Here is a 23,309-nt window from a genome sequence, read left to right as displayed (position 1 = left end):
TTAGCCTCCTTGAATTGGCGACAATAACTCAATGCTGTCGCCTTCATTGAGGGGTTTAGCATCGCATTGGCTGCGCGGTACAAAGTCACCATTAACGGCAACGGCAAATGGAGGTCTTGCACCAAACTGGCTCAACGCCTGAGTGAGCGATGTATTGTCGTTCACTGTAACTGACTGACCATTAATTAAAATATTCATTTTTATCCTTAAGCAATTAAGCTCACTGCATCATCAACCACCTGAGGCGCAAGTAAATAACCATGGCGGTACAAGCCATTAATACTGATCACTCGACCTTGTTTTGTGACTTTAGGGCGGTTGTCTGCAAACGCTGGACGAAGCCCTGATTGCAAGCTCTCGATACGCCCTTCAGCAAAGCCGCTATGCACGGTATAAGCAGCAGACAATAGCTCCAGCGCCGAGCGCACGGTGACTTTACCGCGGTCTTGCGATTCGATTTCAGTCGCACCAATCACAAATTGATGATTTGGCTTAGGAGCAATATATATGGGGTAACGCGGATGCATCAGCCGTATTGGTCTGGTTAGGTTCACTTCTGGTGCATATAAACGCGCCACCTCCCCTCTTACTCCGCGAAGTAAGGGTTCAGCCTGTTTAGCACCTAAGCCGCGGCAATCAAATACATAATCAAAGCTTTGGCCATTCACTTGATGGGCGTTCAATTCAACTTTACAGCCAAAGTTAAATTGCACTCCTTGCGAGGTAAGCTTTTTAAAACTAGCGCTATAAAATGCCTGATTATCGAGTTGCCCTTCACAAGGTAAATACACACCTTGGTGGAACCGCCCAGCTAGTTCTGGCTCAAGGTCTGCGATTTGAGTGCCAACCAATGCCTGCGCCTGATAGCTTTCAAGCGGTTTTAAGCGCCTCACAAAACTTTGTAAATCGCCCTTATCTTGCTGATGAGCAACCACTAAGCTGCCTGTTTGTTGAAAATACACAGCGTCATCGAGCTCACTTAAAATTTGCTGCCAACGAGTGATACTATTAAGCCCTTGTAGGGCTAAATCCTGTTCACACAAGACTGATTCAGCAAGGGGGGCTAACATTGCTGCAGCAACGCTGCCAGCACTGTTGCTAGCATGTTCATCACCTTGCTCAAACACACTTAACTGATGCTCTTTAGCAAGTGCTAATGCAGTTAAACGGCCAGTTAAACCAAAGCCCAGTATCGCTATCTTTAAAGACATAAACTTTCTAGGCCCTAGACTCTAGGCCCTAGGTAAATACCCAGAGCCTATCGCTGATGCCTAGCTCCATCAATTAAACGGCTTTGTGGTAAATCTCAGAGCCTGTTTTTTTGAACTCGTCTGATTTCGCTTTCATTTCGGCTTCAACATCGACCATTTTGATTTCGATAGCATCGCCTACGTTATTTGGATCAATGCCTCTTGCTTCAAGATCTTTGGCGTAATCACGCACTTCTTGAGTGATCTTCATCGAACAAAACTTAGGGCCACACATAGAGCAGAAATGTGCAATCTTGCCAGATTCTTGTGGCAGTGTTTCGTCGTGATATTCGCGGGCGCGTTCTGGGTCTAAACCTAGGTTAAATTGGTCGTGCCAACGGAACTCAAAGCGCGCTTTTGATAATGCATTGTCACGTTCTTGCGCACCTGGGTGGCCTTTTGCCAAATCGGCAGCATGAGCAGCAATCTTGTAGGTGATTAAACCTTCTTTAACGTCTTCTTTGTTTGGTAAACCTAAATGCTCTTTAGGGGTTACATAACAAAGCATAGCGCAGCCGTACCAAGCAATTTGCGCAGCGCCAATACCTGATGTGAAATGATCGTACCCCGGTGCAATATCCGTGGTTAATGGACCAAGAGTATAAAACGGTGCTTCTTCACAGTGTTTTAGCTGCTCTTCCATGTTCTCTTTGATCATATGCATTGGCACATGGCCTGGGCCTTCGATGAACACTTGCACATCATGTTTCCAAGCAAGTTTTGTCAACTCACCTAAAGTACGTAATTCGCTGAACTGAGCTTCGTCATTAGCATCAGCAATAGAGCCCGGGCGCAAGCCATCACCTAATGAAAAACACACATCGTACTGTTTTAAAATTTCACAAATTTCTTCAAAGTGCGTGTATAAGAAGTTTTCTTTATGGTGCGCTAAACACCATTTCGCCATGATTGAGCCACCACGCGAAACAATACCGGTAACACGCTTTGCCGTCATTGGCACGTAACGCAGCAATACCCCAGCATGAATAGTAAAGTAATCAACACCTTGTTCTGCTTGTTCAATCAAGGTATCGCGGAAAATCTCCCACGTTAGGTCTTCAGCCACACCGTTTACTTTTTCAAGCGCTTGATAGATTGGTACGGTACCAATTGGTACTGGCGAATTACGTACCACCCACTCACGGGTTTCGTGAATATAACGACCCGTTGATAAGTCCATTACCGTGTCGGCGCCCCAACGAGTCGACCACACCATTTTTTCTACTTCTTCTTCGATTGATGAAGTCACCGACGAATTACCAATATTCGCGTTCACTTTAACTAAGAAATTTCGGCCGATGATCATCGGCTCAGTTTCCGGGTGGTTGATGTTGTTAGGAAGCACGGCGCGGCCACGGGCAATTTCATCACGCACAAATTCAGGGGTAATAAAATCAGGAATACTAGCGCCAAACGATTCGCCTTTGTGCTGGGCTGCAAGTAACTCTTCACGAATTTTAGCGCGTCCCATGTTTTCACGAATTGCGACATATTCCATTTCAGGCGTCACGATGCCTTGTCGCGCATAATGCATTTGCGTAACGTTTTTGCCTGCTTTTGCACGGCGGATCTTTGGTAGATGTTCAAAGCGGATATGATCTAACCCTTCATCTGCCATTCGTTGTTGAGAAAATTGTGAAGTCACTGAGTCTAAAATTTCAGTGTCGCCGCGGCTTTCAATCCACTTTTCACGGTATTTCTCAAGGCCCTTGCGCACATCAAGTTTAAAATCTGGGTCAGTGTATGGGCCCGAGGTATCGTAAACACGAATTGGTGCGTTAGATTCAAATACAGGGTTCTCTTCAGTGCCTCCGATGAAGGTATCGCTGAGAGTGATTTCACGCATCCCTACTCGTACATTGTCTTGTGTACCTTCTACATAAACTTTATGAGAATTAGGAAAGGGTTGACCCGTTAAGTTATAAATATAATCTGATGCTGCCGCACGAACTTCGCGGCGAGATGGTTTAGTTGTTGTGTTTGACATGACTTACCTCATTGCTTTAAGGGTTGTCTTGTCAGATATTGCAAATGCAATAGAGAGTGGCAAACGCCATTGGATCGTTAATAAGCTAATGCTTACTAGTGCAGCCTGCGCCGCTTATGCCCCATAAATTTGGCGCACAAGCGCCCAGTGAGGCAGCTTGTTCCCTACGCAGGTGTTAGCCTGATCAGGTTCACGGATCCCGCTTTCGCGATCTCAGCCTTGTTAAAGGCACTCCGACAAGTATAAATTCGTTTCTTTTAAAACGCCCTGAGTGTACGCCAGTTAAAAAATTGCTGCAAGCTAAGCCACTTTAGTTTTTTGCAATGAAGGTAAAGTGATGCTCGCCTTGCAGAGTTAGTTTCTCACCTGTTAGCGTAATTGCCGCACCTTCTTTTAGCGCTGACAATAATTGCTGCTCAAGCTCATTAACTTGCTCGCCACATGATTTACGAGTCATACCTAACTTATTTACCGTTAGCGTATCTTCGCTGAGCGCACCTTCACCAAAAAATTTATTACAGCCAGCAAAGCCGTTAACCTGCATCGCTTCTATAAAGCGTATAGAGGCTTTTTGAGATACAGGAATAGCTAAACCATTCACTTTTGATAATTGCCACTGTGTATATTTTAATTGCTCACTAGTGACTGTCCCTGTCGATGAGCAGCCCATGCAAAATAATACAAAAAGAAGAGGCAAGGCTACTAACTTCATATTTTTTAACTATTCAAATTTCAATGTAGTAATAATAACAACATTTAACGCAATTGATCGTTAAAAAAACATGTTTTATCTGTAAAAAATTGTTCTAAGTTAGCTTATCAAAGAACAACGCAGACTATTTGAATAAGTTATCGACTTCTTCTGGTAAAAAAGGACGACCTTTTTCATTTACTGACGTGCCAATCACTAACGCTTGTAGCATCACTTTATCATCATGTTTGCGATACACTGTTTGCCTAAAAGCAAACTTTAATCGGCTGATACGCTGAGGCTCAACGGCAACGTAAAATTCATCACCCGGCATAAGTGATGCCTTGTAATCCATTTCGCTACGCAGTACGACAAGGTTTACTTTTTCTCTTGCGAGCTTTGCAAAATCGATACCTTGGGCATGTAAAAACTCATGGCGTGCATGTTCTAAATAATTAAAATAAACACTGTTGTTTACAATTCCTTGTAAATCACACTCATAATCACGCACTTTAAAGTCTACTTTAAAGGTCATAGTCGTATTTCTAATCAATTTACGTATAATTGCCTGCGTTTATATCATAAAAATTGATTTTATAGCCATTTGGCTAGCTAGGTTGCTAGAATAGCAGTCCCGAAAATGGAGTTAAGAATCCGCATGAAACGACGTTTATCATTATTATCTGCTGCCATCCTGCCTTTATTCGCAGCATCTTCGATTGCTTACGCTGAAGACGGTGAGCTTGAAAAAATTGAAGTTACCGGTGATTTCAAAAGAGAAAGCATTCAAACCCTTAGTGCCAGCGCAAGCTTGTTTTCAGACCATGAAATCAATCTACGCGGTGCAAAGTTTTTAGATGAGATGCTTGCTAGTGCAGCGAATGTAAACTTTACCTCAGGGGCATCTCGTGGTCGTTTCGTGCAAATTCGTGGTGTTGGTTTACGCTCACAGTTTGTTGACCCTATTAATCCTTCGGTTGGCTTAGTGATCGACGGTATTAACTACTCTGGTTTAGGCGGCAGTTCACTGTTATTTGATATCGACCAAGTTGAAATTTATCGCGGCCCACAAGGAACTCGCTTTGGTGCAGATGCCTTAGCTGGCATGATTCAAATGGAATCTGCAACACCCACTCTTGACCCAAGTGTGAAAATACAATTAGGTGCTGGCAACTACAACAGCTATGAAGCAGGTATAGCCGCAGGTACGGGTATTACTGACGACACAGCAGTACGCGCCAGCATTTATCAACGTGAATCGGATGGCTATGTTGAAAACCGTTATTTAGGTGAAGATACACAGCAACAAGATGAGCTTGTTTCTCGCTTTAAGTTACACAGCCAATTGACCGAGCATTTGCGTACTGAACTGAATGTACATTACATCGATATAAATAACGGCTATGACGCATTCACATTAGATAACAGCCGTTACAGTGTTGCTGATGAGCCAGGCCAAGACAACCAAGAAAGCATTGCGGTTGGCCTAGCAAATATTTATACCGGTTTTGACTTATTTGATATCAGCTTAAACCTATCTGGTATCGACAGCGAGCTGTTATACAGTTACGACGAAGACTGGGTGTGTAATGATGAAGCTCAACCTGAATTATGTGCAGCAGGTCTACATGAATGGGGCTATAGCTCAACAGATGCTTACTTTCGCGATCGTCAAGATCAAGCGGCAGAGCTGCAATTTAGTGGTAAATCTGGCGAGTGGGTCGCAGGCATTTACTATCAAGGCCGCGAAGTTGACTTAGAACGTCAATACACTTGGCTGGCACAACCATTTGCATCTAATTATGAAACCAGCAATATTGCTGCGTATGGCCAACTAGCAACAGCTATTGGTCCAAAAACAACCTTAATTACGGGTCTGCGTGTTGAGCAGTATCAAGGCGACTACATCGACAATAACGGTTTTATTGAAGAAACGGATGATGTCATGGTGGGCGGTAAGCTTGCACTTGAATACCAAGTGATTGATCGCACCATGATCTACACTAGCATTACTCGTGGCTATAAAGCTGGCGGTATTAACTCTGAAGCTTTAGCAAAAGCAAAAGACGAAGGCTTAAACCTAGATGCTGATTTCTTTGCTAATCACACATCATTTGCCCCTGAATACCTATGGAGCGGTGAGTTTGGTGTGAAAGGCAGCTCTTTGGACGATAAGTTTGTGTTACGTCTTGCCGCTTTCTACATGTACCGCGAAGATATGCAGCTAAAATCGTGGCAAGTTGAAGGCCAAAAATTCACAGGCTATATCGATAACGCCAGCTCTGGAGAAAACTACGGTTTAGAAATTGAAGGCAGCTTCCAAGCTACTGACAATTTACTACTAACAGGTAGTGCAGGTTATCTAAATACAGAAATCAATGACTTTGTTGCGCAATCAGGCCTAGATCAAGATGGTCGAGATCAAGCACAAGCACCTAAATACCAATACGCATTCACTGCGCGTTATAACTTTACGCCAGCACTTTATGCATCAATTGGTGTAGAAGGCAAAGACGATTACTACTTCTCTGACAGCCATAACTCACAAGCATCAAGCACTAATTTAGTGAATGCTTCATTTGGTTATGAAAGTGATAATTGGAGCATTAATGCGTGGGCACGTAACTTATTTGATGAAGACGTACCAACCCGTGGTTTTGAGTTTGGTAACGACCCATTAGATGGTTACACCACTCATACATACACACAACTTGGCGAACCTATGGTTGCCGGTGTGACATTTATTTACGAGCTATAAGCAATTGGGTGCTAGGTTTTCACCTAGCACCTAGAGCCTAGAGCCTAGAGCCTAGAGCCTAGAGCCAAATAAGTTAAGCCCTTTCAACATCAAAGGCGAGTACGTCTTTAATTTTTTGCTTATTTGTTGCCAGCATAATGAGTCGATCTATACCCAGCGCGACACCCGCACATTGTGGTAAGCCATGCTCTAGTGCAGCTATTAAACGCTCATCCATTGGCACTTGCTTTAAGCCATTTGCTTCACGGTACTGATTATCTTCACTAAAACGAGCTGCTTGCTCTTTGCCATTGGTCAGCTCATTAAAGCCGTTTGCCAGTTCCATATTTTTAAAATATAACTCAAAGCGTCCTGCTACTCGCTCATCATGTTGGCAAATTTGGGCAAGAGCGGCTTGCGAAGCTGGAAAATGATAAACGAAACAAGGCTTTTCTTGGCCAATCGTTGGCTCTACCTTCATACAAAATAATAGCTGTAACAAGGTATCGCGGTGCGTTTCATTCGCCGCAATATCGGCAAAGCCCTGCTCTGTTGCTATTTGCTGCAATGTGCTGATATCAGCAGTTAAAGGATCTACACCTAAGGCGTTCATAAAGGCTTGCTGATAAGTGAGTCGCTCTGCGCTTTCTACGCCAAGCACCAATTGCATAAGCTCATCCATTTCATCCATAAGCGCAAATTCATCAAAACCCGGACGATACCACTCAAGCATTGTAAATTCAGGATTATGATGACTACCCGCCTCTTCATTACGAAAAGCTTTGCATAGCTGGAAAATAGCCCCAGAGCCTGCAGCAAGTAAACGCTTCATGGCAAACTCAGGTGACGTTTGCAAATAAAGTGGTAAGCCACCAGCATGACCTGGGCCAACAAACTCGGTACTAAATGTCGCTAAATGCACATCGGTTACACTGGCCGCGCTTAAGCTTGGCGTTTCAACCTCCATAACATCACGGGCATAAAAGAACTCGCGAATACGACGGATGATAGCGGCACGCTCTCGTAAAGTTTCAATATCGGCGCTTGGTTGCCAAAGGCCATTAGACATAAAGTGTTTCCCAAAAAAAATCCCAGCAGAAGCTGGGATTTTATAATAAATTGCTTAACAATGCCTATTACTTAACACGGCTCACGTATTCACCGCTACGTGTATCAACTTTGATCACTTCGCCGATTTGTACGAATAGAGGAACACGAACAACAGCACCTGTGCTTAATGTTGCTGGTTTACCGCCAGTACCCGCTGTATCACCTTTTAGACCTGGATCTGTTTCAGTGATTTCTAATTCAACGAAATTTGGTGGAGTCACAGCGATTGGGCTACCGTTCCAAAGCGTGATAGTACAAACGTCATTTTCAACTAACCATTTTGCATTGTCGCCAAGCGCTTTTTCGTCAGCAGCGATTTGCTCAAATGTTTCGTTGTTCATGAAGTGCCAGAACTCACCGTCAGTGTATAGATACGCTAAATCTGTATCCATTACGTCTGCACCTTCAACTGACTCACCTGACTTGAATGTTTTTTCTAGTACTTTACCTGTGATAAGTTTACGAATACGAACACGGTTAAACGCCTGGCCTTTACCTGGTTTTACCATTTCATTTTCTAAGATGCTGCAAGGTTCGCCGTCTAACATAATTTTTAGGCCGCCCTTGAACTCATTGGTGCTATAATTCGCCATCGTTTCCTCTGTCTAAATAATTTCGAGTAATCTACGTGTCAATGATACAAAGAAATGAAGTAAATTTGCATAAAAACTGGCAAAAAGAATTGGCAAATGTTGTCACTTGTCCTGAACGCTTGCTAGAAATGCTAGGATTATCAAGCAAAGTAGACGAAAAAGACCTCAAAGCACGCAGTCTTTTTCCTGTCCGCGTGCCACTGCCTTTTATCAAAAAAATGCGTTATGGCGACATAAACGACCCCCTTTTGCTACAAGTGATGCCAAGACACCAAGAGTTTTTAGCAAAAACAGGTTACAACAAAGATCCTCTAAAAGAGCAAGATAACAACCAACCTGGTTTGTTACACAAGTATCGCTCTCGGGTTTTAGTGATGTTTAAAACCGGCTGTGCTGTAAATTGCCGTTATTGTTTTAGACGCCATTTTCCTTATCAAGAAAACCAATTAAACAAACGCAGCTTGATTGACGCACTGGCTTACATAAAAGCAGACAGCAACATCAACGAAGTCATTTTAAGTGGTGGCGATCCATTGATGGCCAAAGACGATGCTGTTAGTTGGTTTATGGATGAGTTAGAGCAACTTCCGCAAATTAAACGCATGCGTATTCACAGCCGCTTACCTGTGGTGATCCCAGCAAGAATTACCGATGAGCTGTGCGCGCGCTTTGCTTCATCACCGTTAAAAGTGGTGTTTATAAACCATATCAATCACGCTAACGAAATTGATGATGACTTTAAAACGGCTATGCAAAAATTAAAGGCTGCGGGAGTGACGTTATTAAATCAAGCGGTGTTACTAAAAGATGTGAACGATTCTGTCGAGTCACAAGTTGCACTTAGTGAAGCGCTATTCGAAGCAGACATTTTACCTTACTACTTACATCTACTTGATAAAGTTGAAGGTGCCAGCCACTTTGATATAGCTGAGAGTCAGGCACGAGAAATCGTAACGGCTATGCTGGCAGCATTGCCGGGTTTTTTGGTTCCTAAGCTGGTGCGTGAGATCGGCGGCGAAAAAAGTAAAACGCCTATCGATCTCAATATACTGTAGTTAAACGTATACGTTTACGTTGTTACCTAGTGTCGCAGTTACCGACTTAGCAGGTGTTTGTGCAGCACTGGTATTCATTGCTGCGCCTTCGATAAGTGCAAGTGCCGCAGCACCATCAGCCTTTTGCTGTTTTTTAGCAAGTGATGCGCTGTAAACTTCTGCGCTTTCGCCACCGCCACTCATCGCTGGTAAGCTTGATCCTGATATATTCATAGTTCATTACCTGACTTTTTATGACAATCCACGTACTATATCGGCATTGCAGTCTAAAGCTTTAGGAAAAAAATGGATTCAATTATTGAACAACTCAATGCTAACCTAAAAATCGTTTATCGTCAGGCACTTGATGCTGATAAAAAATTAGATGATTTACAGCAGCAAGGCCATGGCAAATTCAAAGCCTTATTTGCAAAAGATGCTGGCTTTGATTTTGAAGCGAAACGCTTTAAACCTTACGTTCTCGATGTTGCCGCTGATGTAGAAAGCTTAAGCAACGACGGTATGGACGAAGAAAAGCTGAAAAAAACCGTTATTAAACTGCAACAGTTACTACAACTGTTAGCGACGTTTAAGTAACGTAGAAGCCTCTATTTTATTTATTGTAAATAGAGGCTATCGCGAGAAATAAATTTCACGCCTACATGTGGGAGCAGCTTTAGCCGTTAATTGTTTTTCGGCGTTAAAACGCCTCCCACGATGTAGGTCTTTAACAAGACCCACAAACAACACAGTTCCACTTTAAACTGACGGCTTACAGCTTTAAGTTATCATTCACCCAAATTTAACGACGGCAGTAGCTCATCTTCAAACCAATCAGTAATTAAACGCTTGTCGTAATAATAGGCTTCATCACGACCCATTTTCATGCGGTCCATAAAGCCCATATCTTTAAGCTTTACATCATTAGCTTCGCTTATCACTTTACCGTCTTTATCAGTAATCGAATAATTTAGGTCGATACGCGGAAAGTAAATTGGTTTGATGATGCGTAGTTCATTCATCGTTCCAAAACGCACATCACCCGCTAGGTCGAGCTCAGTCACTTCAACATTGAAGGTGTAGCCATCAGGTAACTGTTCAGCAAGCTTGTTAAAGTGCTTCTCAAAGCTCTTTGCCACGTTTTTATGAAATGCACATTTTGGTGAGTTATTTCCGGGTCGCACATCACGGTAATCGTTAAAGTCATGCCATTTAACCTTAGCCTCCCCTGCGTGAGCAAAAACAGGTAGTGCAATAACCATTGCTAAGGCCATTTTCTTTACAATTTTCATCTTTATCTCCACTTAACAGGAATAGCTTTTGATTAAAATTTAGCAGCTGACAATTAACTATAGCTTAATAACTCAACGCTTGGATGTAACCAATATGGTGCAAAATGTAATCAAAAACAAGACACTGATATTTCAATTAAAGAAGATTAATCACATTTTATTCATGTAATTTAACGCGAAATGTGATGAAATAAAGCTAATTCAACCAGGTATAGTTCATGGATATTTTATGACCATTTTAGTCACCGGCGGAGCCGGGTACATCGGTTCTCACACCGTTTTAGAGTTACTACAACAAGGCACAGACGTTGTTGTACTTGATAATTTAAGCAATTCATCAAATGAGTCATTGTCTCGCGTAAAACAAATCACCGGCAAAGACGTCACGTTTTATCAAGGAGATATTTTAGATAGAGCCTGTTTAGACAAAATCTTCAGTGAACACACGATTGATAGTGTTATTCACTTCGCAGGTTTAAAAGCGGTTGGTGAATCGGTTGTAAAACCTATTGAGTATTATCAAAACAACGTACAAGGCACACTGACTCTGGTTGATGCTATGCGTGATGCTGGCGTATTTAAGTTAGTATTTAGCTCATCAGCAACCGTATACGGTGACCCAGCAAGCTTACCAATTCGTGAAGACTTCCCAGTTGGCGGCACGACTAACCCGTATGGCACATCAAAGCTTATGGTAGAGATGATGCTGCAAGATATCGCGAAATCAGATGAACGCTTTGCCTTTGTTATCTTACGTTACTTTAACCCTGTAGGCGCACATGAGTCTGGCCTTATTGGTGAAGACCCTAATGGTATTCCTAACAACTTATTACCTTATATTTCGCAAGTTGCTGTGGGTAAACTAGAAAAGCTAGGTGTGTTTGGGGATGACTACGATACTGTAGATGGTACAGGTGTTCGTGACTATATCCACGTTGTCGATTTAGCATTAGGTCACTTAAAAGCGCTGAACCGAATTGCAAGTGATACAGGTGCGCACGTATTTAACCTAGGCACAGGTAATGGTTATTCAGTACTGCAGATGGTTACCGCTTTTGAGAAAGCCAGCGGTCAAGCAGTCCCATACCAAATTTCGCCGCGCCGAGCAGGTGATATTGCAGCTTGTTACGCAGCACCAGAAAAAGCATTAAAAGAACTTGGCTGGCAAGCAGAGCGTGGCATCGATGAGATGATGCAAGATACATGGCGCTGGCAAAGCAATAACCCGAACGGTTACAAATAGTCAGAAGAATTAAAAGGCACTTACAAATAAGTGCCTTTTTACTGGCTACTTTATAAAATCCTGCGTTTCAAAATAGGCTATTTGGCTGTACTCACAGTCTTGAAAGCTATTAGATAATTGCGTAAATGTTGGCACGTTTACTTCTACCTGCAAACGCTCAGCTTCACACCCTCTTACTAAAACAATGGCGTCAAATGACGGGCTGGCCTGTATTTGATGTACCAATATTTGTATTCCTTGTTCATTTGTCGCTTTATTTATTCTTTGCCAGCGCGGTTGCGACACGTGCTGAGTCGATGACAGTGCTCGTTTATATACAAGAGAAACAAACTTAAAGTTTTCATCCTTTAGCCATTTTTTACCGCCTCGTTCGAAGTGACCAAAGAATAACTGGCTGGGCACACTCAATGTCTGCCCAGCAATTAACTTATTCAAGTCAAACTTAGCAGGTAATAGAGTGATCATAGAGTTTAAATACTGAGGAATTGAATCACTTTCTTGCACAGTAAGCCAACGAATTAGTTCTTTCTCATAGCGAGTTTCTACACGATAAATTAATTGGTAATCATGCGGGGCGTGGTACAAAGGAAGGTGGCTGGCATAGAGCTCAACGCCATCGGTGAACAACACCATGCCATGCATGCCAACTCGGCTATGCGCATGAAAATGCTTAACCTCTTTTGCTACGCTTTTAAAACTGACAATTAAACAGCAAAGTAACAACAGAAAAGCGAAATTTGCTTTCATTTTTTAATACCTTTTATTTAACACGAACAATCGCTTTACCGATATTCTTCCCTTCGAACAACCCCTCAAGCGCGCTTGGTAAATTTTCAAAGCCATTAATTTCGGTTGTTTTAAATTGGATCTCTCCTGTTTTTAACCACGGCAAAATATGATTAATCATTTCAGGCATACGGTGAGTAAAGTCTCTTGCTAAAATCCCTTGAATTGTCGCTCGTTTATAAAGTAATTGATGAAGAAAGCGAGGGCCTAGTTCGGGGTTGTCAAGTGAACCATCGTACTGCGAGATTTGCCCGCAAATCACTACGCGAGCACGCAAGTTTAAGCTGCTCAACACCGCATCAGTGTTCATCCCGCCAACATTATCAAAATAAACATCAACACCTCCAAGCTCCATCAACCTTTCGTGCAACTGTTGGGCTGAGTCAAATTGCTTATAGTTAAGCGCATAAGCGACCCCGAGCTTTTCTAACCAAGTACATTTTTCTTCAGATCCAGCTAGGGCAATAACACGACAACCATTTTTTATCGCAAACTGAGTAACTAACGAACCCACAGCTCCTGCAGCACCTGAAACGACAACCGTCTCGCCGGCTTTTGGTTTACCTGCTTCCATTAAACCAAACCAAGCTGTTCGCCCAGGCATACCTAAAACACCTAGTGCCGTTTTTACATCGGCATCATTAGGGTTTAAGGCTTGTATTTCATTGGCATGGACAACTGCATGAGTTTGCCAACCTGAATAAGCGCTTACCCAATCACCTTGCTTAAATCGTTCGCTATTTGACTTTAAAACCTGAGCAACAACCGCAGCTCCTTGCACTGTATTTAATGCATGAGGTTGCTCCCAGTTCGGCTTAGCAGCCTGTTGAATACGCATATATGGATCGACAGAAATATACTTTGCCTCTAGCAGCACTTCGTTTTTAGCCAATGTCGGCGAAATTACAGATTCTCGCAATGCATAATGCTGCTCACTGACACGTCCATCAGGGCGCTTAACATAAAACCACTGCTTAAGATTGTAAGACGTCATCGCTCTCTCATTTAATGAAATTTAATAACGAAATTATTGCACTTAAACAATTAACTATTAAGCTATTAAAACTATCTATACGTTTCCATATTGGAATTAGAGGCAAACTTGGATACAGAAGATTTACGAAAGTTTTTGGTCATCGCAAAGCACAATAACTTACAGCAAGCATCTGCAACATTAAATGTCACACCTGGCGCGCTTTCGAAGGTCATAAAACGGCTCGAAATTAAGCTAAATACACAACTATTTAAGCGAATTGGTCGAAATATAAAACTAAATCAGCAAGGTGAAAAATTTCGCCATTATGCGCTTAATTTGGTTCATGAGGCTGATCAAGCTATCAGCGAGTTTAATGGAAGCACGAAAAATACGGTTGTTAACTTATCTGGCCCCTCTTTGCTGTTACAGCATTACCTGCCTTTATTATTATCGCAATTTAATGAGCAAGGTTTTCAATTTAATATTGATACAAGTTGGGAAGGTCAAGCCATTGAACAGGTTGCCAGCGGCCATGCCCATTTAGCTTTAGTTACCGAAGTGGCATTAAATGAAAGCACACTGCAAAGTGACTTTGAACGTATATATTTAGGCACAACAACATTTAAGGTTGTAGCTGCGCACTCGCATCCATTATTCGAACAGTTTAGTAAGGGTTCACTCACCAACAGAGAGCTTTTTCAATTTAGTTTTGCTTGTCCGAGTATTTCACCCTTTTGTGGCGTAACTAGGGGGATCGGCTCAGATGGTTGGCGAGATGACAAAGTACCTAGAACCATAAGTTATCGTTGCAACGATTTCAGCACCTTACTGTCACTCGTCAAACAAGGGATTGCATTAGCATACGTCCCTGATTTTATTGCAAACGATCCAGCCCTCAAAGTCATCGATGTCTTAGACTGTAACTACACTTGCCAAGAGCGCCTCGAGCTGGTTTACAAACCAAGTTTAGCTACTGGCTGGTTAAATAAATTCGCAGCAAAAGTGAGAGCGGCACATCAGCGCATTGCTTGAATGCTCTCAAGTGCTACAGCTAGCTGTGTTTTTAATTTTTTATAGCGTATATAAACAGCCAGCACGATAATACCATTAATACCAAGCTGGATAAGCCATAGGCTGTATGTTTTAAACATAACCATATTAAACAAGGCAGCGATTAACAAAGCGCACCAAAGCACAACGCAGCCAATAAAACTCACATGCCAGTAATGAACTTGGTGCTTCAGCTGATTCTCTTTAAAATTAAGCATTGCATTAACGTCTAGTGTTTCTGCTCGCCACAGCTTTCGCCTTAAACGGTATGACCAAATTCCAAAACCTAGAGGAATAGGCACTAATAGCGCAAACATAATGGTTTCATAGGTATTTTTTGCTTCAAACAACATGGCGTAAATACAAAATACGGTTACCACAACACCTAAAAATGAGTCGATTAACCCTTTTAGCTTTAACTTAGTTCGCGACTTTTGCGTTTGTGCTATTAACGCTGCACTATCCACTTTCGGCGTTGCCTGCACGAATGCCTGCTGCCACTTAGCTAATTGATCATCTGCTTCGAATTTATCCACTTTATTTACTCCATTAGGCTCGCAATTTGCTGTCTTGCTCTACTGGCACGTTTAGCAACAGCATCTTCAGACAGTCCCAGCGTTTGAGCTATCTCACTTTGATTAAACCCTTCAAGCTGTAAAGCAAGCACCTGCCGATATTTCAGCGTTAATTTACGAAGGGCAGCCATTAAATCTAAACTGTCGTCTGGTGACTTATGCGCACTTAAGGCTTGGGTGTAATCAATACTTTCAGAGCTTGCCACCTCTTTGCGGTTTTGCTCTTTTATCACATGATCAACCGCTTTATTGTGAGCTACTCGGGCAATATAGGTTTTTATGCTGGCATCGCCACGAAAGGCAACATCGGGTGATGAGTCATTGCTTTCAAAAGCGCGCCAAACAGCCAGCGACATCTCTTGGATTAGCTCATCTTGTAGCGCTTGATTGATCTCGTAAGTTGCAGCAACACGCGCCAACAGCGGCGCGTATTCATTCAGCAATGTGTTTATTTGAACATCAGCTTTCACTGTACTTCCATGTTTTTATTATTATTTGAACAAACGATTATAGGCACAAAAGTAGGTACATGCTAATACCGGCCCTACCAACAACATAGGTAACAGACTATAAGAGGCAGCAAAGGTAACGAGCATATTAATCAAACAAAGCATGCTTAATGGTTTAATCACCTTTAGTGCCGTTGTAATGCCTTCTTTAACAGCTGCACTAAGCGAAGCATTGTTTAAAAGTAACAGAGGTACCACAAACATAAGCAACATATTTACAGGAACAATTGATACAAACATGACCCCTACACGCCAGCGCTCAACATCAACAAACTGACCTGACAATAAAGCCGATAACTGCTCACTACCAATCAAAGTACTCCCAACAGCAAATTGCACCAGCGCCAGTAAAATACCAACAACTGACCACACGGCAACTCGCCCCCACTTCGCCCATGTTGCATTGTGCTTAAATGAAAAGCCTTGCTGATTATTCAGGTTAAACAACAATGGCCACACCGTTGCCATTAACATAGGCGCTAACCATTTTGATACAGTTAAACCTGTAGGTGCAGGTAATAGCTGCACTAAGCCTGGCACAATAGCGAACAGCGTCATCAGTAAAAAAAGTTTAAACGGTGCTTTTTTAAATAGCCCCCAGCCTTCTTTTAACCAAACAGCAGCATCACTAAATGGTGCATTTGTTGAATCAAGTTTTAGCGTATTCACAGTTGATGTTGTAGTCGTCATGAGTTTGTCCTTTTCGTAAAAATTAATACACAAGACACTGCCTATCGCTACCACCTAATAGGAACAACTTCGTGTCATTTGCAGCTATAGACGAGACAAACACAGAAAACCTGACAAAATATTTTTAAAAAATTAAAAATAATTTTATTTCGTTGAATTTTTAAAGATAAAAAAGAGGTGGAACAATAGTGGAACGCAGCTGCTTGAGATAGATTTAAGCTTTGGTTTTTGGTTTTTTACAGCAAGAAAATGGTGGCCCCTCCCAGACTTGAACTGGGGACCTAACGATTATGAGTCGTGTGCTCTAACCAACTGAGCTAAGGGGCCATTGTATTAGCGAAAGCTAAATTTTTTGATGCGTTTAACAGGTTTGACTGACTAAAGCGGGATGCAGTATAAAAAGTTTTTGCAACCTTGTCACTAGCAAAACCCTTTATTTTAACAATCACTAAATCAACTGCTCAAATAGTAAACTCTTTGTTTTTACAACGACCTTAAAGCATTGCCGATTCGTTTCTATTCTCCGACATTGTTCTAGATCAAATAGCTAACTTGCTAAACTCGTTAAAATAGCCGCTCAATCAATTGCGGAGTGCTGACTGTGATAAATTTACCAAGCTGGGATCAATCTCTGATCAACAAGTACAATATTTCTGGGCCTCGATATACATCTTACCCAACGGCATTGTCTTTAGCTGATGGTTATAAGCAACAAGATATGATTAACGCGATTGCAGCGTCGAAAAGCCGTTCTTTATCGCTGTATATCCATATCCCTTTTTGCAGTCAGCTTTGTTATTACTGTGGTTGTAATAAGGTGATCACTCGTCATCAATCTAAAGCCGATTTATACCTAGATAACTTAGCGCTTGAAATTGCTGAGCAAGCAACACTTTTTGCCGATTATAACGTTGAGCAACTGCATTTAGGGGGTGGTACACCAACGTTCTTATCGGCAGAGCAAATGAGTCGCTTAATGGCGCTGGTTGAGCAGCATTTTAATTTTTCTGATGATGCCGAACGCGGTATTGAGATTGACCCTCGTTCTTTAGCTGATGGCATGCTAGTTCACCTACGTAAACTTGGCTTCAATCGTGTCTCGTTTGGTATTCAGGATTTCAATGATGATGTGCAGCTGGCAGTTAATCGCCCACAAAGCGTGCAATCTGTAAAAGGTTTAATAAGTGAGGCTCGTGAACTTGGCTTTAAGTCTATTAATGCAGATATGATTTACGGTTTGCCACTGCAAACACCAGAGAGTTTTAAAGAGACGATTGCGCAGCTGATAGAGTTAAACCCTGATCGCGTGTCGGTATTTAACTATGCCCACTTACCAGATAGATTCGCTGCTCAGCGTAAAATTAAAGACGCTGACTTACCATCTGCTGGCGACAAGCTCACTATGTTCAAAAATACCCTTGAGCAGATGTTAGCGGCGGGTTATCAGTTTATTGGTATGGACCACTTTGCCCGTAAAGACAATGAACTAGCAATTGCACAAAACGCAGGTCAATTACACCGTAATTTCCAAGGTTACACAACGCATGGCCAATGTGACTTATTAGGTTTGGGTGTGTCATCTATTTCGCAAATAGGCAATGCCATTTTACAAAACGAAAAAGAGTTAAAGCACTATTACAAAGCCTTGCAAGAAGGCTATGGCAGTGCAATCTGTAAAGGTGTTGCTTTAACTGATGACGATACGTTACGTGCCGCAGCGATCAAACAATTGATCTGCCAGTTTGAGCTGGATATTCCAGCAATCGAAAAACAGTTTAATATTAACTTTGCCAGCTACTTCTGCGAGGCACTACAGGCACTCGACCCATTACTAGCTGATGGCTTGGTGTCTGTTAGCCAAGATAAGATCACAGTAACAGCTCGCGGTAATTTATTTATTCGTATTATTTGTATGTGCTTTGATGCGCACCTACAACAACAAATCAAGCAAACTCGTTTCTCACGAGTTATCTAGCCCAACAAAAAAGCAGAGCCTAGGCTCTGCTTTTTATTTTGTTTAATTCAACGATACGTCAACTTAATTGAATACTACGTTTTCGCTGCCTGGAGCGGCTTTAAACTCTTCAATTATACGTGCGCAATCTGCTTTAATTTCATCGCTATGCTGCTCTTCAGCACGCCAGCGAGCGGTGTCCATTTTAAAAATCTCTTTTTTAGAGTATTTCTTACGGGCATCGTGCGTTGGCATATCTTTTACGACTTCGTACATTTTAAATATGCCTGGGTAGCGCTCACTTAGCTCAAACTCTTCAGCAAAGCTGTATTGAGAGATCAGCACCCAAATACGTAAGCAGCCTTCTGAGAACTCACATTGCTCTTCATTCATTGCACGGGCAATTAAATGAATGCTATCGGCTAGCTTTGCATTACGCTTTGCTTTTGATGCCGCAAGCTTTTGCTCATGCTCAGCTTGCTTCTTGGCGATAAGCTTATTTTGCTCTTTTAGTTTATACAGAAGTTGCCCTGCATAAAACGCAAGCCCTGCGATAATTGCCGCACCAATTACAATGGCAATAATCAAGGTTGTGCTCATCGCTCATCCTCATCTTCGTCATCAAACCATTCGTTGGCTAAATCATCAGATAAGTACTTATCGAAGTCAGATTCACCTTCATCGTATGAATCATCTTCAAAGTCATCTTCGTACTCGTCTTCATCTTCAATGCCTAATAACTCGCAAAGTGCTTGGTGGCGAGCAATACGGCTATTGAAGTACTTAGCGTCTTTACCTGTTAATAACTCACCGCGCTCATGACGCTCAACCAGCTTAAGTAGACGCTCGTCATTCTCTAGCGCTTCTAACTCTTGCTCTGGTGTTAGTTCAGGCTCAGTCACTTTCTTAAGCTCAACCATAGGTTTTAAGTTGCGTTTCATTTCAACTTTCGGCTCAGCCTTAGGCGCAACTAAAGAAATCGGCTTTTTACTACCAACACGCTTATCTTTCGGTTGATTGTTTGCAGCAGTGTTTTCTGCATTTTGTGCATCAGGTGCATTTCGAGACCCAGGTTTAGCACCTTTGGTCTTTTTAACTCGCTGCTCTTTTAACGCGCGCATCTCTCTAAGCTTTTCTTTGCTCAGACGTACAGGACCATTCGATGGAATTTTACGCGACTTTTTCTTTCTACTCATATCTTGATCATCTCACTTAAGAGGTTGTGCACAACGCCTTTGTGGCATTGTAATGCTGGCATAACCAGAAGAATTCGATGTGCGGATGTGGTTGGTCAACTTGACGAACTGCGCACTTTTCATACTTTTAGTACAAACGGTGGCTATTGTAACAGGACAAATAAAAAGGCGGTAGAGAAAACATCTCTACCGCCTACTAATCTGAGCGCCAATTATCTGGACACTTCTCCCTTCGACTTTTTAGTCTTTATTATTTTTATTATTATTGTTTATCCATTTTGTTATTGTTTTAACCTTCCGTGTAGCATTCCATTTTGTTTTTATTATTAAACTTCCATGAGCTTTTATTATTCTCGGTCAATCCTGACACTTTTTTGTTATTTCCTTTAGGACACCTAACTAGTGTCAACCCCTAAAGATTTGCCGCAGTTACTTTCCTTATTACATTGTCCATGTTGTTTTTGCTGTCTCAGCGACAGTGGTTAATTTACTTATTAATAAAATTGTTACAACTAATTTATATAATTTTTCTTACAGATGACTTATTGCAACATTGTCATTTTAATTAATAACAAAGACTTAGCAAAAATAGTGAAATAAAAATAAGACTTGGCTTACAGCTAGATATGGTCAATGTCTCACAAGGGAGTGGGAAATTTCGACATACGTTAGGTACAAAAAAAGCAGCTTGCGCTGCTTTTTCAAACTCTTTACATACTACTGCGGAGCATTTCTTTCCGCAATCAGACTTTAGTGTAAGCCACCTAAGTATTTTGAAAGTACTTCGATGTCTTTGTCTGTTAGCTTTTTAGCGATGTCTTGCATCATACCGTTTAAGTCGTTATTACGCGTACCATCACGGAATTTTTCAAGTTGTGACTTGATGTATTCTGGATGTTGGAACGAAATTTTCGGGAATTTAGCTAGTGATGTACCGTTACCACGAGGACCGTGACACGCAGCACATGCTGGAATACCACGCTCTGCATCACCGGCTTTATAAAGCTGCTGACCTACTTCTACTACATCTTTAGGTGTTGCACCTTCAGACATATTTAAAGAAGAGAAGTAAGCTGCTAGGTCTTTCATGTCTTGATCGCTAAGCGGCATAGCCATACCACTCATTACTGGATCCATACGACCTTCTTTGCCGCCAGATGTCATACCTAATTTAAACTCTTGTAATTGTTTATAGATATAATCTGCGTGTTGGCCTGCAATTTTAGGGTAGATATTAACCGGTGCATTACCGTCTGGGCCGTGACAAGCCGCACACGTTGCCGATTTCTCTTTACCTGCGTTTACATCGCCATCAAATGCTGTTGCGTTGCTTGCTGACAACGTACCAAGCAATATAGTTAAAGATAGTGCTATTTTTTTCATGGTGAATTCTCTGTTTCCGACCCTGTATCATCTACAATATGGATGTTGTGATTTCTATATTCTACACGATAATAAATTCTCTGGCACGTTTTCTGCCCACATTAAGCTCATAATTTATAGGGATTTGACTTAGATTAAGTTTACACCTAGTAATTTTCCTAATTTAAAGCCAATTTAGCACGCTTAAATACGCTTTTGAATGCTGCTTTAATAGTATAAAATACGTGCCTTAAGTGGAAATTAGCCACTGTTTGTTATTTTTTATAAAAGACTAGGAGAGCCTGTGCTCAAATCTCGTATCAAATACAATACTGCGTCCTTTGTTACCAGCGCACCTGATATCTCACGCTTACCTGCTGATACGGGGATTGAAGTCGCGTTTGCTGGTCGCTCTAATGCGGGTAAATCAAGTGCTTTAAACACGTTAACTGATCAAAAGTTAGCGCGTACTTCTAAAACACCTGGTCGTACTCAGCTGATCAATACCTTTGAACTTGATGCCGATAAGCGCCTTATCGACTTACCGGGCTATGGTTTTGCGAAAGTGCCTATCGAAATGAAAAAGAAATGGCAAAAGTCGCTAGGTGAATATTTACAAAAACGTCAAAGCTTAAAAGGTATCGTTGTTTTGATGGATATTCGCCACCCGTTAAAAGATTTAGACCGTGACTTAATCGACTGGGCGGTGGGCAGCGAAATTCCAGTGCTGGCACTATTAACTAAAGCTGACAAGCTAAAACAAGGCGCGCGTAAAGCTCAAGTTTTACAAGTTCGTCGTGAGTTAAGTAGTTTAGATGGTGATATTACAGTACATGCCTTCTCTTCACTAAAAGGCACCGGCTTACCTGAAGTTGCTAAAAAGCTCGATGAGTGGTTTTTAGGCCCTATTGAAGCGCAAGCACCTGAGTCTGACGAACAACCAGAAGACTAAGTGCTTAGGCCAAGTAATAACGCTTGGCTAATGATTCTATATAATAGCCCTGCTCATCTGAGCAGGCTATTTCAGCCCACTGATAATAAACATTTCTCGATACCCTCGCAGCCAAGCCATGTGCTAATTGAAGATAAGGCACACTAACACCTTCAAATTCTCTCAGTAATAGTGGTTGCTTTGCTGATACCAACCAAGCGCGCTGTAAATTATCGACACAACATAGAGCAACGCCTTGCTCTGTCTCTTCAAAACGCCAATCAACAATAATAAAAGGCACATCAATGACAGTGATGGCCATTTTCTCGACGGGTGTTTTTAAAAAATAACTATCTGCCTCTTTGCAAAGCACAGAGGCAAAGAGTTTAACCATTGCCTCGCGTTTTATTTCACTGCCGCCATAAAACCACCGCCCTTGCGCATCAATCGTTATTGGCACTTGCCCACAGTTTTGTGGCTGCCATTGATCAAAAGGTTTATCGGGCGTCTGAAGAGCGGCTTCTAAGTCAGCAAGTGATTGCATTATTTTTCTTTATCTAGCGTCAAAGAAAATGTTACAGGAACCGCCGTTGCAATTGATGGTAAGCCCGCAAGCTTTTGTAGTTCACTAATGCCTTCTGTTACTTTGAAATCACTCGCATTAATAATAACTGGCGTAAAAGATGACACGCTAATATCGCCCTTTGCTGACATATTAGCTAGAACATCAATCGTTAGCTCTTTCTTGTTGCCATGAAAGTCTAATTCAGCTTTTAACCCTTTCAGCACATGTTGACCTGGTTTTAGCGTTAACAGCGCTTTGCTTAAGTCAGCAGTTAACACTGCATTAGGGAATTTAGCTGTTTCAAATAACAACTTAGTCATGCGCTCATTGCGGATAGGGATCAGAGTTTCAACCGATGTCAGGTCGATCATCAACTTAAATTGACCTTGTTCGTTAAGTGTACCCGACACGTTTTTGAAATGATGTGCTTCTGCAATAGAGTTCTTTTTAATAGATACAAAGCTTACGTTACTTTGCTCATTATTAACTTGCCAATTTGCGCTGGCTAAAGGGGCAACTAAAATACTCGATAATGAAAAGGCAGCTATTGCCAAAGATTTAAACATAACGCATTCCTTCGAAAGTAAATAAGAATCACTTTGATGGTATCACTTGCGTGTATTTGTGCAATGAATTGTATGATAAGAAAAGAAAAAGCGACTCACTCAACAAGGAGTGAGTCGTTATAGCAAACTGGGGAGAAGCTATCAATACGTTGCATCCTTTCAGATGCATCATCAACAGGATGTCCTACAGGATGAGGACGGCGCGGACTTTA

26 protein-coding genes, 1 tRNA gene and 1 riboswitch are annotated in these 23,309 nt (G+C 41.8%); of the genes, 7 read left to right on the top strand and 20 right to left on the bottom strand.

Translation table 11 applies throughout. The features are described from left to right. The 5 genes from thiS to NO991_RS19090 all read right to left on the bottom strand — a co-directional run bounded on the left by thiS (window position 1) and on the right by NO991_RS19090 (window position 4,463). Window positions 1-198 carry a sulfur carrier protein ThiS gene (thiS, locus tag NO991_RS19110; protein WP_054554133.1) on the bottom strand — a complete coding sequence of 66 codons (198 nt, stop codon included), beginning with the start codon at window positions 196-198 and terminating at the stop codon, window positions 1-3. A gap of 8 nt (window positions 199-206) precedes the next feature. Beyond that, entirely contained in the window at window positions 207-1,211 is a 1,005-nt protein-coding gene (locus tag NO991_RS19105; protein ID WP_371352308.1) for an FAD-dependent oxidoreductase, read from the bottom strand. A 73-nt stretch (window positions 1,212-1,284) separates the two neighbouring features. Then, window positions 1,285-3,237: a phosphomethylpyrimidine synthase ThiC gene (thiC, locus tag NO991_RS19100; RefSeq protein WP_054554131.1), complete on the bottom strand. Its 1,953-nt coding sequence runs from the start codon at window positions 3,235-3,237 to the stop codon at window positions 1,285-1,287. A gap of 144 nt (window positions 3,238-3,381) precedes the next feature. Beyond that, window positions 3,382-3,483, bottom strand: a riboswitch (TPP riboswitch). 64 nt (window positions 3,484-3,547) lie between these two features. Continuing rightward, the gene (locus NO991_RS19095) at window positions 3,548-3,949 is read right to left on the bottom strand and encodes an META domain-containing protein (RefSeq protein ID WP_054554130.1); all 402 of its coding nucleotides are present in this window, start codon (window positions 3,947-3,949) and stop codon (window positions 3,548-3,550) included. 124 nt (window positions 3,950-4,073) lie between these two features. Further along, window positions 4,074-4,463 carry an acyl-CoA thioesterase gene (locus NO991_RS19090; RefSeq protein WP_371352307.1) on the bottom strand — a complete coding sequence of 130 codons (390 nt, stop codon included), beginning with the start codon at window positions 4,461-4,463 and terminating at the stop codon, window positions 4,074-4,076. Between the two features lie 123 nt (window positions 4,464-4,586). Between NO991_RS19090 and NO991_RS19085 the strand changes: the two genes are divergently transcribed. Further along, window positions 4,587-6,686, top strand: coding sequence for a TonB-dependent receptor (locus tag NO991_RS19085; protein WP_371352306.1), 2,100 nt, complete (start codon window positions 4,587-4,589; stop codon window positions 6,684-6,686). Between the two features lie 73 nt (window positions 6,687-6,759). On the opposite strand, the gene epmA is transcribed toward NO991_RS19085, so the two are convergent. Together epmA and efp are read right to left on the bottom strand one after the other, a co-directional pair. Next, entirely contained in the window at window positions 6,760-7,734 is a 975-nt protein-coding gene (gene epmA / locus NO991_RS19080; protein WP_371352305.1) for an elongation factor P--(R)-beta-lysine ligase, read from the bottom strand. 67 nt (window positions 7,735-7,801) lie between these two features. Next, on the bottom strand, window positions 7,802-8,368 hold the full coding sequence (gene efp / locus NO991_RS19075; RefSeq protein ID WP_054554126.1) for an elongation factor P: 567 nt from the start codon (window positions 8,366-8,368) through the stop codon (window positions 7,802-7,804). A gap of 41 nt (window positions 8,369-8,409) precedes the next feature. Here efp and epmB point away from each other — a divergent pair, with 41 nt between their 5' ends. Continuing rightward, entirely contained in the window at window positions 8,410-9,423 is a 1,014-nt protein-coding gene (gene epmB, locus NO991_RS19070) for an EF-P beta-lysylation protein EpmB (protein ID WP_371352304.1), read from the top strand. On the opposite strand, the gene NO991_RS19065 is transcribed toward epmB, so the two are convergent. Further along, window positions 9,424-9,636 carry a hypothetical protein gene (locus tag NO991_RS19065; protein ID WP_054554124.1) on the bottom strand — a complete coding sequence of 71 codons (213 nt, stop codon included), beginning with the start codon at window positions 9,634-9,636 and terminating at the stop codon, window positions 9,424-9,426. A 72-nt stretch (window positions 9,637-9,708) separates the two neighbouring features. Here NO991_RS19065 and NO991_RS19060 point away from each other — a divergent pair, with 72 nt between their 5' ends. After that, complete coding sequence (locus tag NO991_RS19060) at window positions 9,709-9,999, top strand: hypothetical protein (protein ID WP_054554123.1); 291 nt, start codon at window positions 9,709-9,711, stop codon at window positions 9,997-9,999. 191 nt (window positions 10,000-10,190) lie between these two features. Here NO991_RS19060 and NO991_RS19055 read toward each other — a convergent pair whose 3' ends face one another. Then, a complete protein-coding gene (locus NO991_RS19055; protein WP_371352303.1) occupies window positions 10,191-10,694 on the bottom strand; it encodes a DUF3016 domain-containing protein in 504 nt (167 codons plus the stop codon). Between the two features lie 229 nt (window positions 10,695-10,923). On the opposite strand from NO991_RS19055, the gene galE reads away from it, so the two are divergent. Further along, on the top strand, window positions 10,924-11,937 hold the full coding sequence (gene galE / locus NO991_RS19050; protein ID WP_371352302.1) for a UDP-glucose 4-epimerase GalE: 1,014 nt from the start codon (window positions 10,924-10,926) through the stop codon (window positions 11,935-11,937). 45 nt (window positions 11,938-11,982) lie between these two features. Here galE and NO991_RS19045 read toward each other — a convergent pair whose 3' ends face one another. Both NO991_RS19045 and NO991_RS19040 read right to left on the bottom strand, forming a co-directional pair. Beyond that, the gene (locus tag NO991_RS19045; protein WP_371352301.1) at window positions 11,983-12,684 is read right to left on the bottom strand and encodes a hypothetical protein; all 702 of its coding nucleotides are present in this window, start codon (window positions 12,682-12,684) and stop codon (window positions 11,983-11,985) included. Window positions 12,685-12,697: 13 nt separating this feature from the next. Continuing rightward, a complete protein-coding gene (locus NO991_RS19040) occupies window positions 12,698-13,717 on the bottom strand; it encodes an NADP-dependent oxidoreductase (protein WP_371352300.1) in 1,020 nt (339 codons plus the stop codon). A gap of 108 nt (window positions 13,718-13,825) precedes the next feature. On the opposite strand from NO991_RS19040, the gene NO991_RS19035 reads away from it, so the two are divergent. Then, window positions 13,826-14,731, top strand: a complete 906-nt coding sequence (locus NO991_RS19035; RefSeq protein ID WP_054552828.1) for a LysR family transcriptional regulator — start codon at window positions 13,826-13,828, stop codon at window positions 14,729-14,731. Here NO991_RS19035 and NO991_RS19030 read toward each other — a convergent pair. The 4 genes from NO991_RS19030 to NO991_RS19015 form a co-directional block, all read right to left on the bottom strand. Then, window positions 14,716-15,285, bottom strand: coding sequence for a hypothetical protein (locus NO991_RS19030; protein WP_054552829.1), 570 nt, complete (start codon window positions 15,283-15,285; stop codon window positions 14,716-14,718). The two genes, NO991_RS19035 and NO991_RS19030, sit on opposite strands and share 16 nt — an antisense overlap. A 5-nt stretch (window positions 15,286-15,290) precedes the next feature. Next, on the bottom strand, window positions 15,291-15,794 hold the full coding sequence (locus NO991_RS19025; RefSeq protein WP_371352299.1) for an RNA polymerase sigma factor: 504 nt from the start codon (window positions 15,792-15,794) through the stop codon (window positions 15,291-15,293). A 21-nt stretch (window positions 15,795-15,815) separates the two neighbouring features. Further along, the gene (locus tag NO991_RS19020) at window positions 15,816-16,523 is read right to left on the bottom strand and encodes a hypothetical protein (RefSeq protein ID WP_371352298.1); all 708 of its coding nucleotides are present in this window, start codon (window positions 16,521-16,523) and stop codon (window positions 15,816-15,818) included. A 250-nt stretch (window positions 16,524-16,773) separates the two neighbouring features. Then, window positions 16,774-16,850 (bottom strand) — tRNA-Ile (locus NO991_RS19015). A 274-nt stretch (window positions 16,851-17,124) separates the two neighbouring features. On the opposite strand from NO991_RS19015, the gene hemN reads away from it, so the two are divergent. Further along, window positions 17,125-18,498 (top strand): oxygen-independent coproporphyrinogen III oxidase, encoded by a 1,374-nt coding sequence (gene hemN, locus NO991_RS19010; protein ID WP_300359274.1) that lies wholly within the window; start codon window positions 17,125-17,127, stop codon window positions 18,496-18,498. A 63-nt stretch (window positions 18,499-18,561) separates the two neighbouring features. Here hemN and NO991_RS19005 read toward each other — a convergent pair whose 3' ends face one another. From NO991_RS19005 to NO991_RS18995, 3 genes are all read right to left on the bottom strand, one after another. Then, window positions 18,562-19,077 carry a DUF2489 domain-containing protein gene (locus tag NO991_RS19005; RefSeq protein ID WP_054561152.1) on the bottom strand — a complete coding sequence of 172 codons (516 nt, stop codon included), beginning with the start codon at window positions 19,075-19,077 and terminating at the stop codon, window positions 18,562-18,564. Continuing rightward, the gene (gene yihI, locus NO991_RS19000; protein WP_166341076.1) at window positions 19,074-19,673 is read right to left on the bottom strand and encodes a Der GTPase-activating protein YihI; all 600 of its coding nucleotides are present in this window, start codon (window positions 19,671-19,673) and stop codon (window positions 19,074-19,076) included. Before yihI ends, NO991_RS19005 begins: the two co-directional genes overlap by 4 nt. Window positions 19,674-20,423: 750 nt before the next feature. Then, window positions 20,424-21,056: a cytochrome c gene (locus NO991_RS18995; protein ID WP_054552855.1), complete on the bottom strand. Its 633-nt coding sequence runs from the start codon at window positions 21,054-21,056 to the stop codon at window positions 20,424-20,426. A gap of 283 nt (window positions 21,057-21,339) precedes the next feature. Here NO991_RS18995 and yihA point away from each other — a divergent pair, with 283 nt between their 5' ends. Further along, window positions 21,340-21,987 (top strand): ribosome biogenesis GTP-binding protein YihA/YsxC, encoded by a 648-nt coding sequence (gene yihA, locus NO991_RS18990; protein WP_138599290.1) that lies wholly within the window; start codon window positions 21,340-21,342, stop codon window positions 21,985-21,987. A 4-nt stretch (window positions 21,988-21,991) separates the two neighbouring features. On the opposite strand, the gene NO991_RS18985 is transcribed toward yihA, so the two are convergent. Together NO991_RS18985 and NO991_RS18980 are read right to left on the bottom strand one after the other, a co-directional pair. Next, window positions 21,992-22,510, bottom strand: coding sequence for a DUF1285 domain-containing protein (locus tag NO991_RS18985; protein WP_300359264.1), 519 nt, complete (start codon window positions 22,508-22,510; stop codon window positions 21,992-21,994). Next, window positions 22,510-23,097, bottom strand: a complete 588-nt coding sequence (locus NO991_RS18980; RefSeq protein ID WP_054552858.1) for a YceI family protein — start codon at window positions 23,095-23,097, stop codon at window positions 22,510-22,512. The genes NO991_RS18985 and NO991_RS18980 overlap by 1 nt, the downstream gene beginning before the upstream one ends. Between the last annotated feature and the right edge of the window lie 212 nt (window positions 23,098-23,309).

It is taken from the genome of Pseudoalteromonas sp. DY56-GL22 (assembly GCF_041414715.1).
Taxonomy (GTDB): Bacteria; Pseudomonadota; Gammaproteobacteria; order Enterobacterales; family Alteromonadaceae; genus Pseudoalteromonas; species Pseudoalteromonas simplex.
This window is presented reverse-complemented; position numbering and strand designations above follow the sequence as displayed.

Bases quoted from the DNA above. Each gene is read 5' to 3' on its own strand.
- thiS (WP_054554133.1), bottom strand. From the start codon at position 198: ATGAATATTTTAATTAATGGTCAGTCAGTTACAGTGAACGACAATACA.
- NO991_RS19105 (WP_371352308.1), bottom strand. From the start codon at position 1,211: ATGTCTTTAAAGATAGCGATACTGGGCTTTGGTTTAACTGGCCGTTTA.
- thiC (WP_054554131.1), bottom strand. From the start codon at position 3,237: ATGTCAAACACAACAACTAAACCATCTCGCCGCGAAGTTCGTGCGGCA.
- NO991_RS19095 (WP_054554130.1), bottom strand. From the start codon at position 3,949: ATGAAGTTAGTAGCCTTGCCTCTTCTTTTTGTATTATTTTGCATGGGC.
- NO991_RS19090 (WP_371352307.1), bottom strand. From the start codon at position 4,463: ATGACCTTTAAAGTAGACTTTAAAGTGCGTGATTATGAGTGTGATTTA.
- NO991_RS19085 (WP_371352306.1), top strand. From the start codon at position 4,587: ATGAAACGACGTTTATCATTATTATCTGCTGCCATCCTGCCTTTATTC.
- epmA (WP_371352305.1), bottom strand. From the start codon at position 7,734: ATGTCTAATGGCCTTTGGCAACCAAGCGCCGATATTGAAACTTTACGA.
- efp (WP_054554126.1), bottom strand. From the start codon at position 8,368: ATGGCGAATTATAGCACCAATGAGTTCAAGGGCGGCCTAAAAATTATG.
- epmB (WP_371352304.1), top strand. From the start codon at position 8,410: ATGATACAAAGAAATGAAGTAAATTTGCATAAAAACTGGCAAAAAGAA.
- NO991_RS19065 (WP_054554124.1), bottom strand. From the start codon at position 9,636: ATGAATATATCAGGATCAAGCTTACCAGCGATGAGTGGCGGTGGCGAA.
- NO991_RS19060 (WP_054554123.1), top strand. From the start codon at position 9,709: ATGGATTCAATTATTGAACAACTCAATGCTAACCTAAAAATCGTTTAT.
- NO991_RS19055 (WP_371352303.1), bottom strand. From the start codon at position 10,694: ATGAAAATTGTAAAGAAAATGGCCTTAGCAATGGTTATTGCACTACCT.
- galE (WP_371352302.1), top strand. From the start codon at position 10,924: ATGACCATTTTAGTCACCGGCGGAGCCGGGTACATCGGTTCTCACACC.
- NO991_RS19045 (WP_371352301.1), bottom strand. From the start codon at position 12,684: ATGAAAGCAAATTTCGCTTTTCTGTTGTTACTTTGCTGTTTAATTGTC.
- NO991_RS19040 (WP_371352300.1), bottom strand. From the start codon at position 13,717: ATGACGTCTTACAATCTTAAGCAGTGGTTTTATGTTAAGCGCCCTGAT.
- NO991_RS19020 (WP_371352298.1), bottom strand. From the start codon at position 16,523: ATGACGACTACAACATCAACTGTGAATACGCTAAAACTTGATTCAACA.
- NO991_RS19005 (WP_054561152.1), bottom strand. From the start codon at position 19,077: ATGAGCACAACCTTGATTATTGCCATTGTAATTGGTGCGGCAATTATC.
- yihI (WP_166341076.1), bottom strand. From the start codon at position 19,673: ATGAGTAGAAAGAAAAAGTCGCGTAAAATTCCATCGAATGGTCCTGTA.
- NO991_RS18995 (WP_054552855.1), bottom strand. From the start codon at position 21,056: ATGAAAAAAATAGCACTATCTTTAACTATATTGCTTGGTACGTTGTCA.
- NO991_RS18985 (WP_300359264.1), bottom strand. From the start codon at position 22,510: ATGCAATCACTTGCTGACTTAGAAGCCGCTCTTCAGACGCCCGATAAA.
- NO991_RS18980 (WP_054552858.1), bottom strand. From the start codon at position 23,097: ATGTTTAAATCTTTGGCAATAGCTGCCTTTTCATTATCGAGTATTTTA.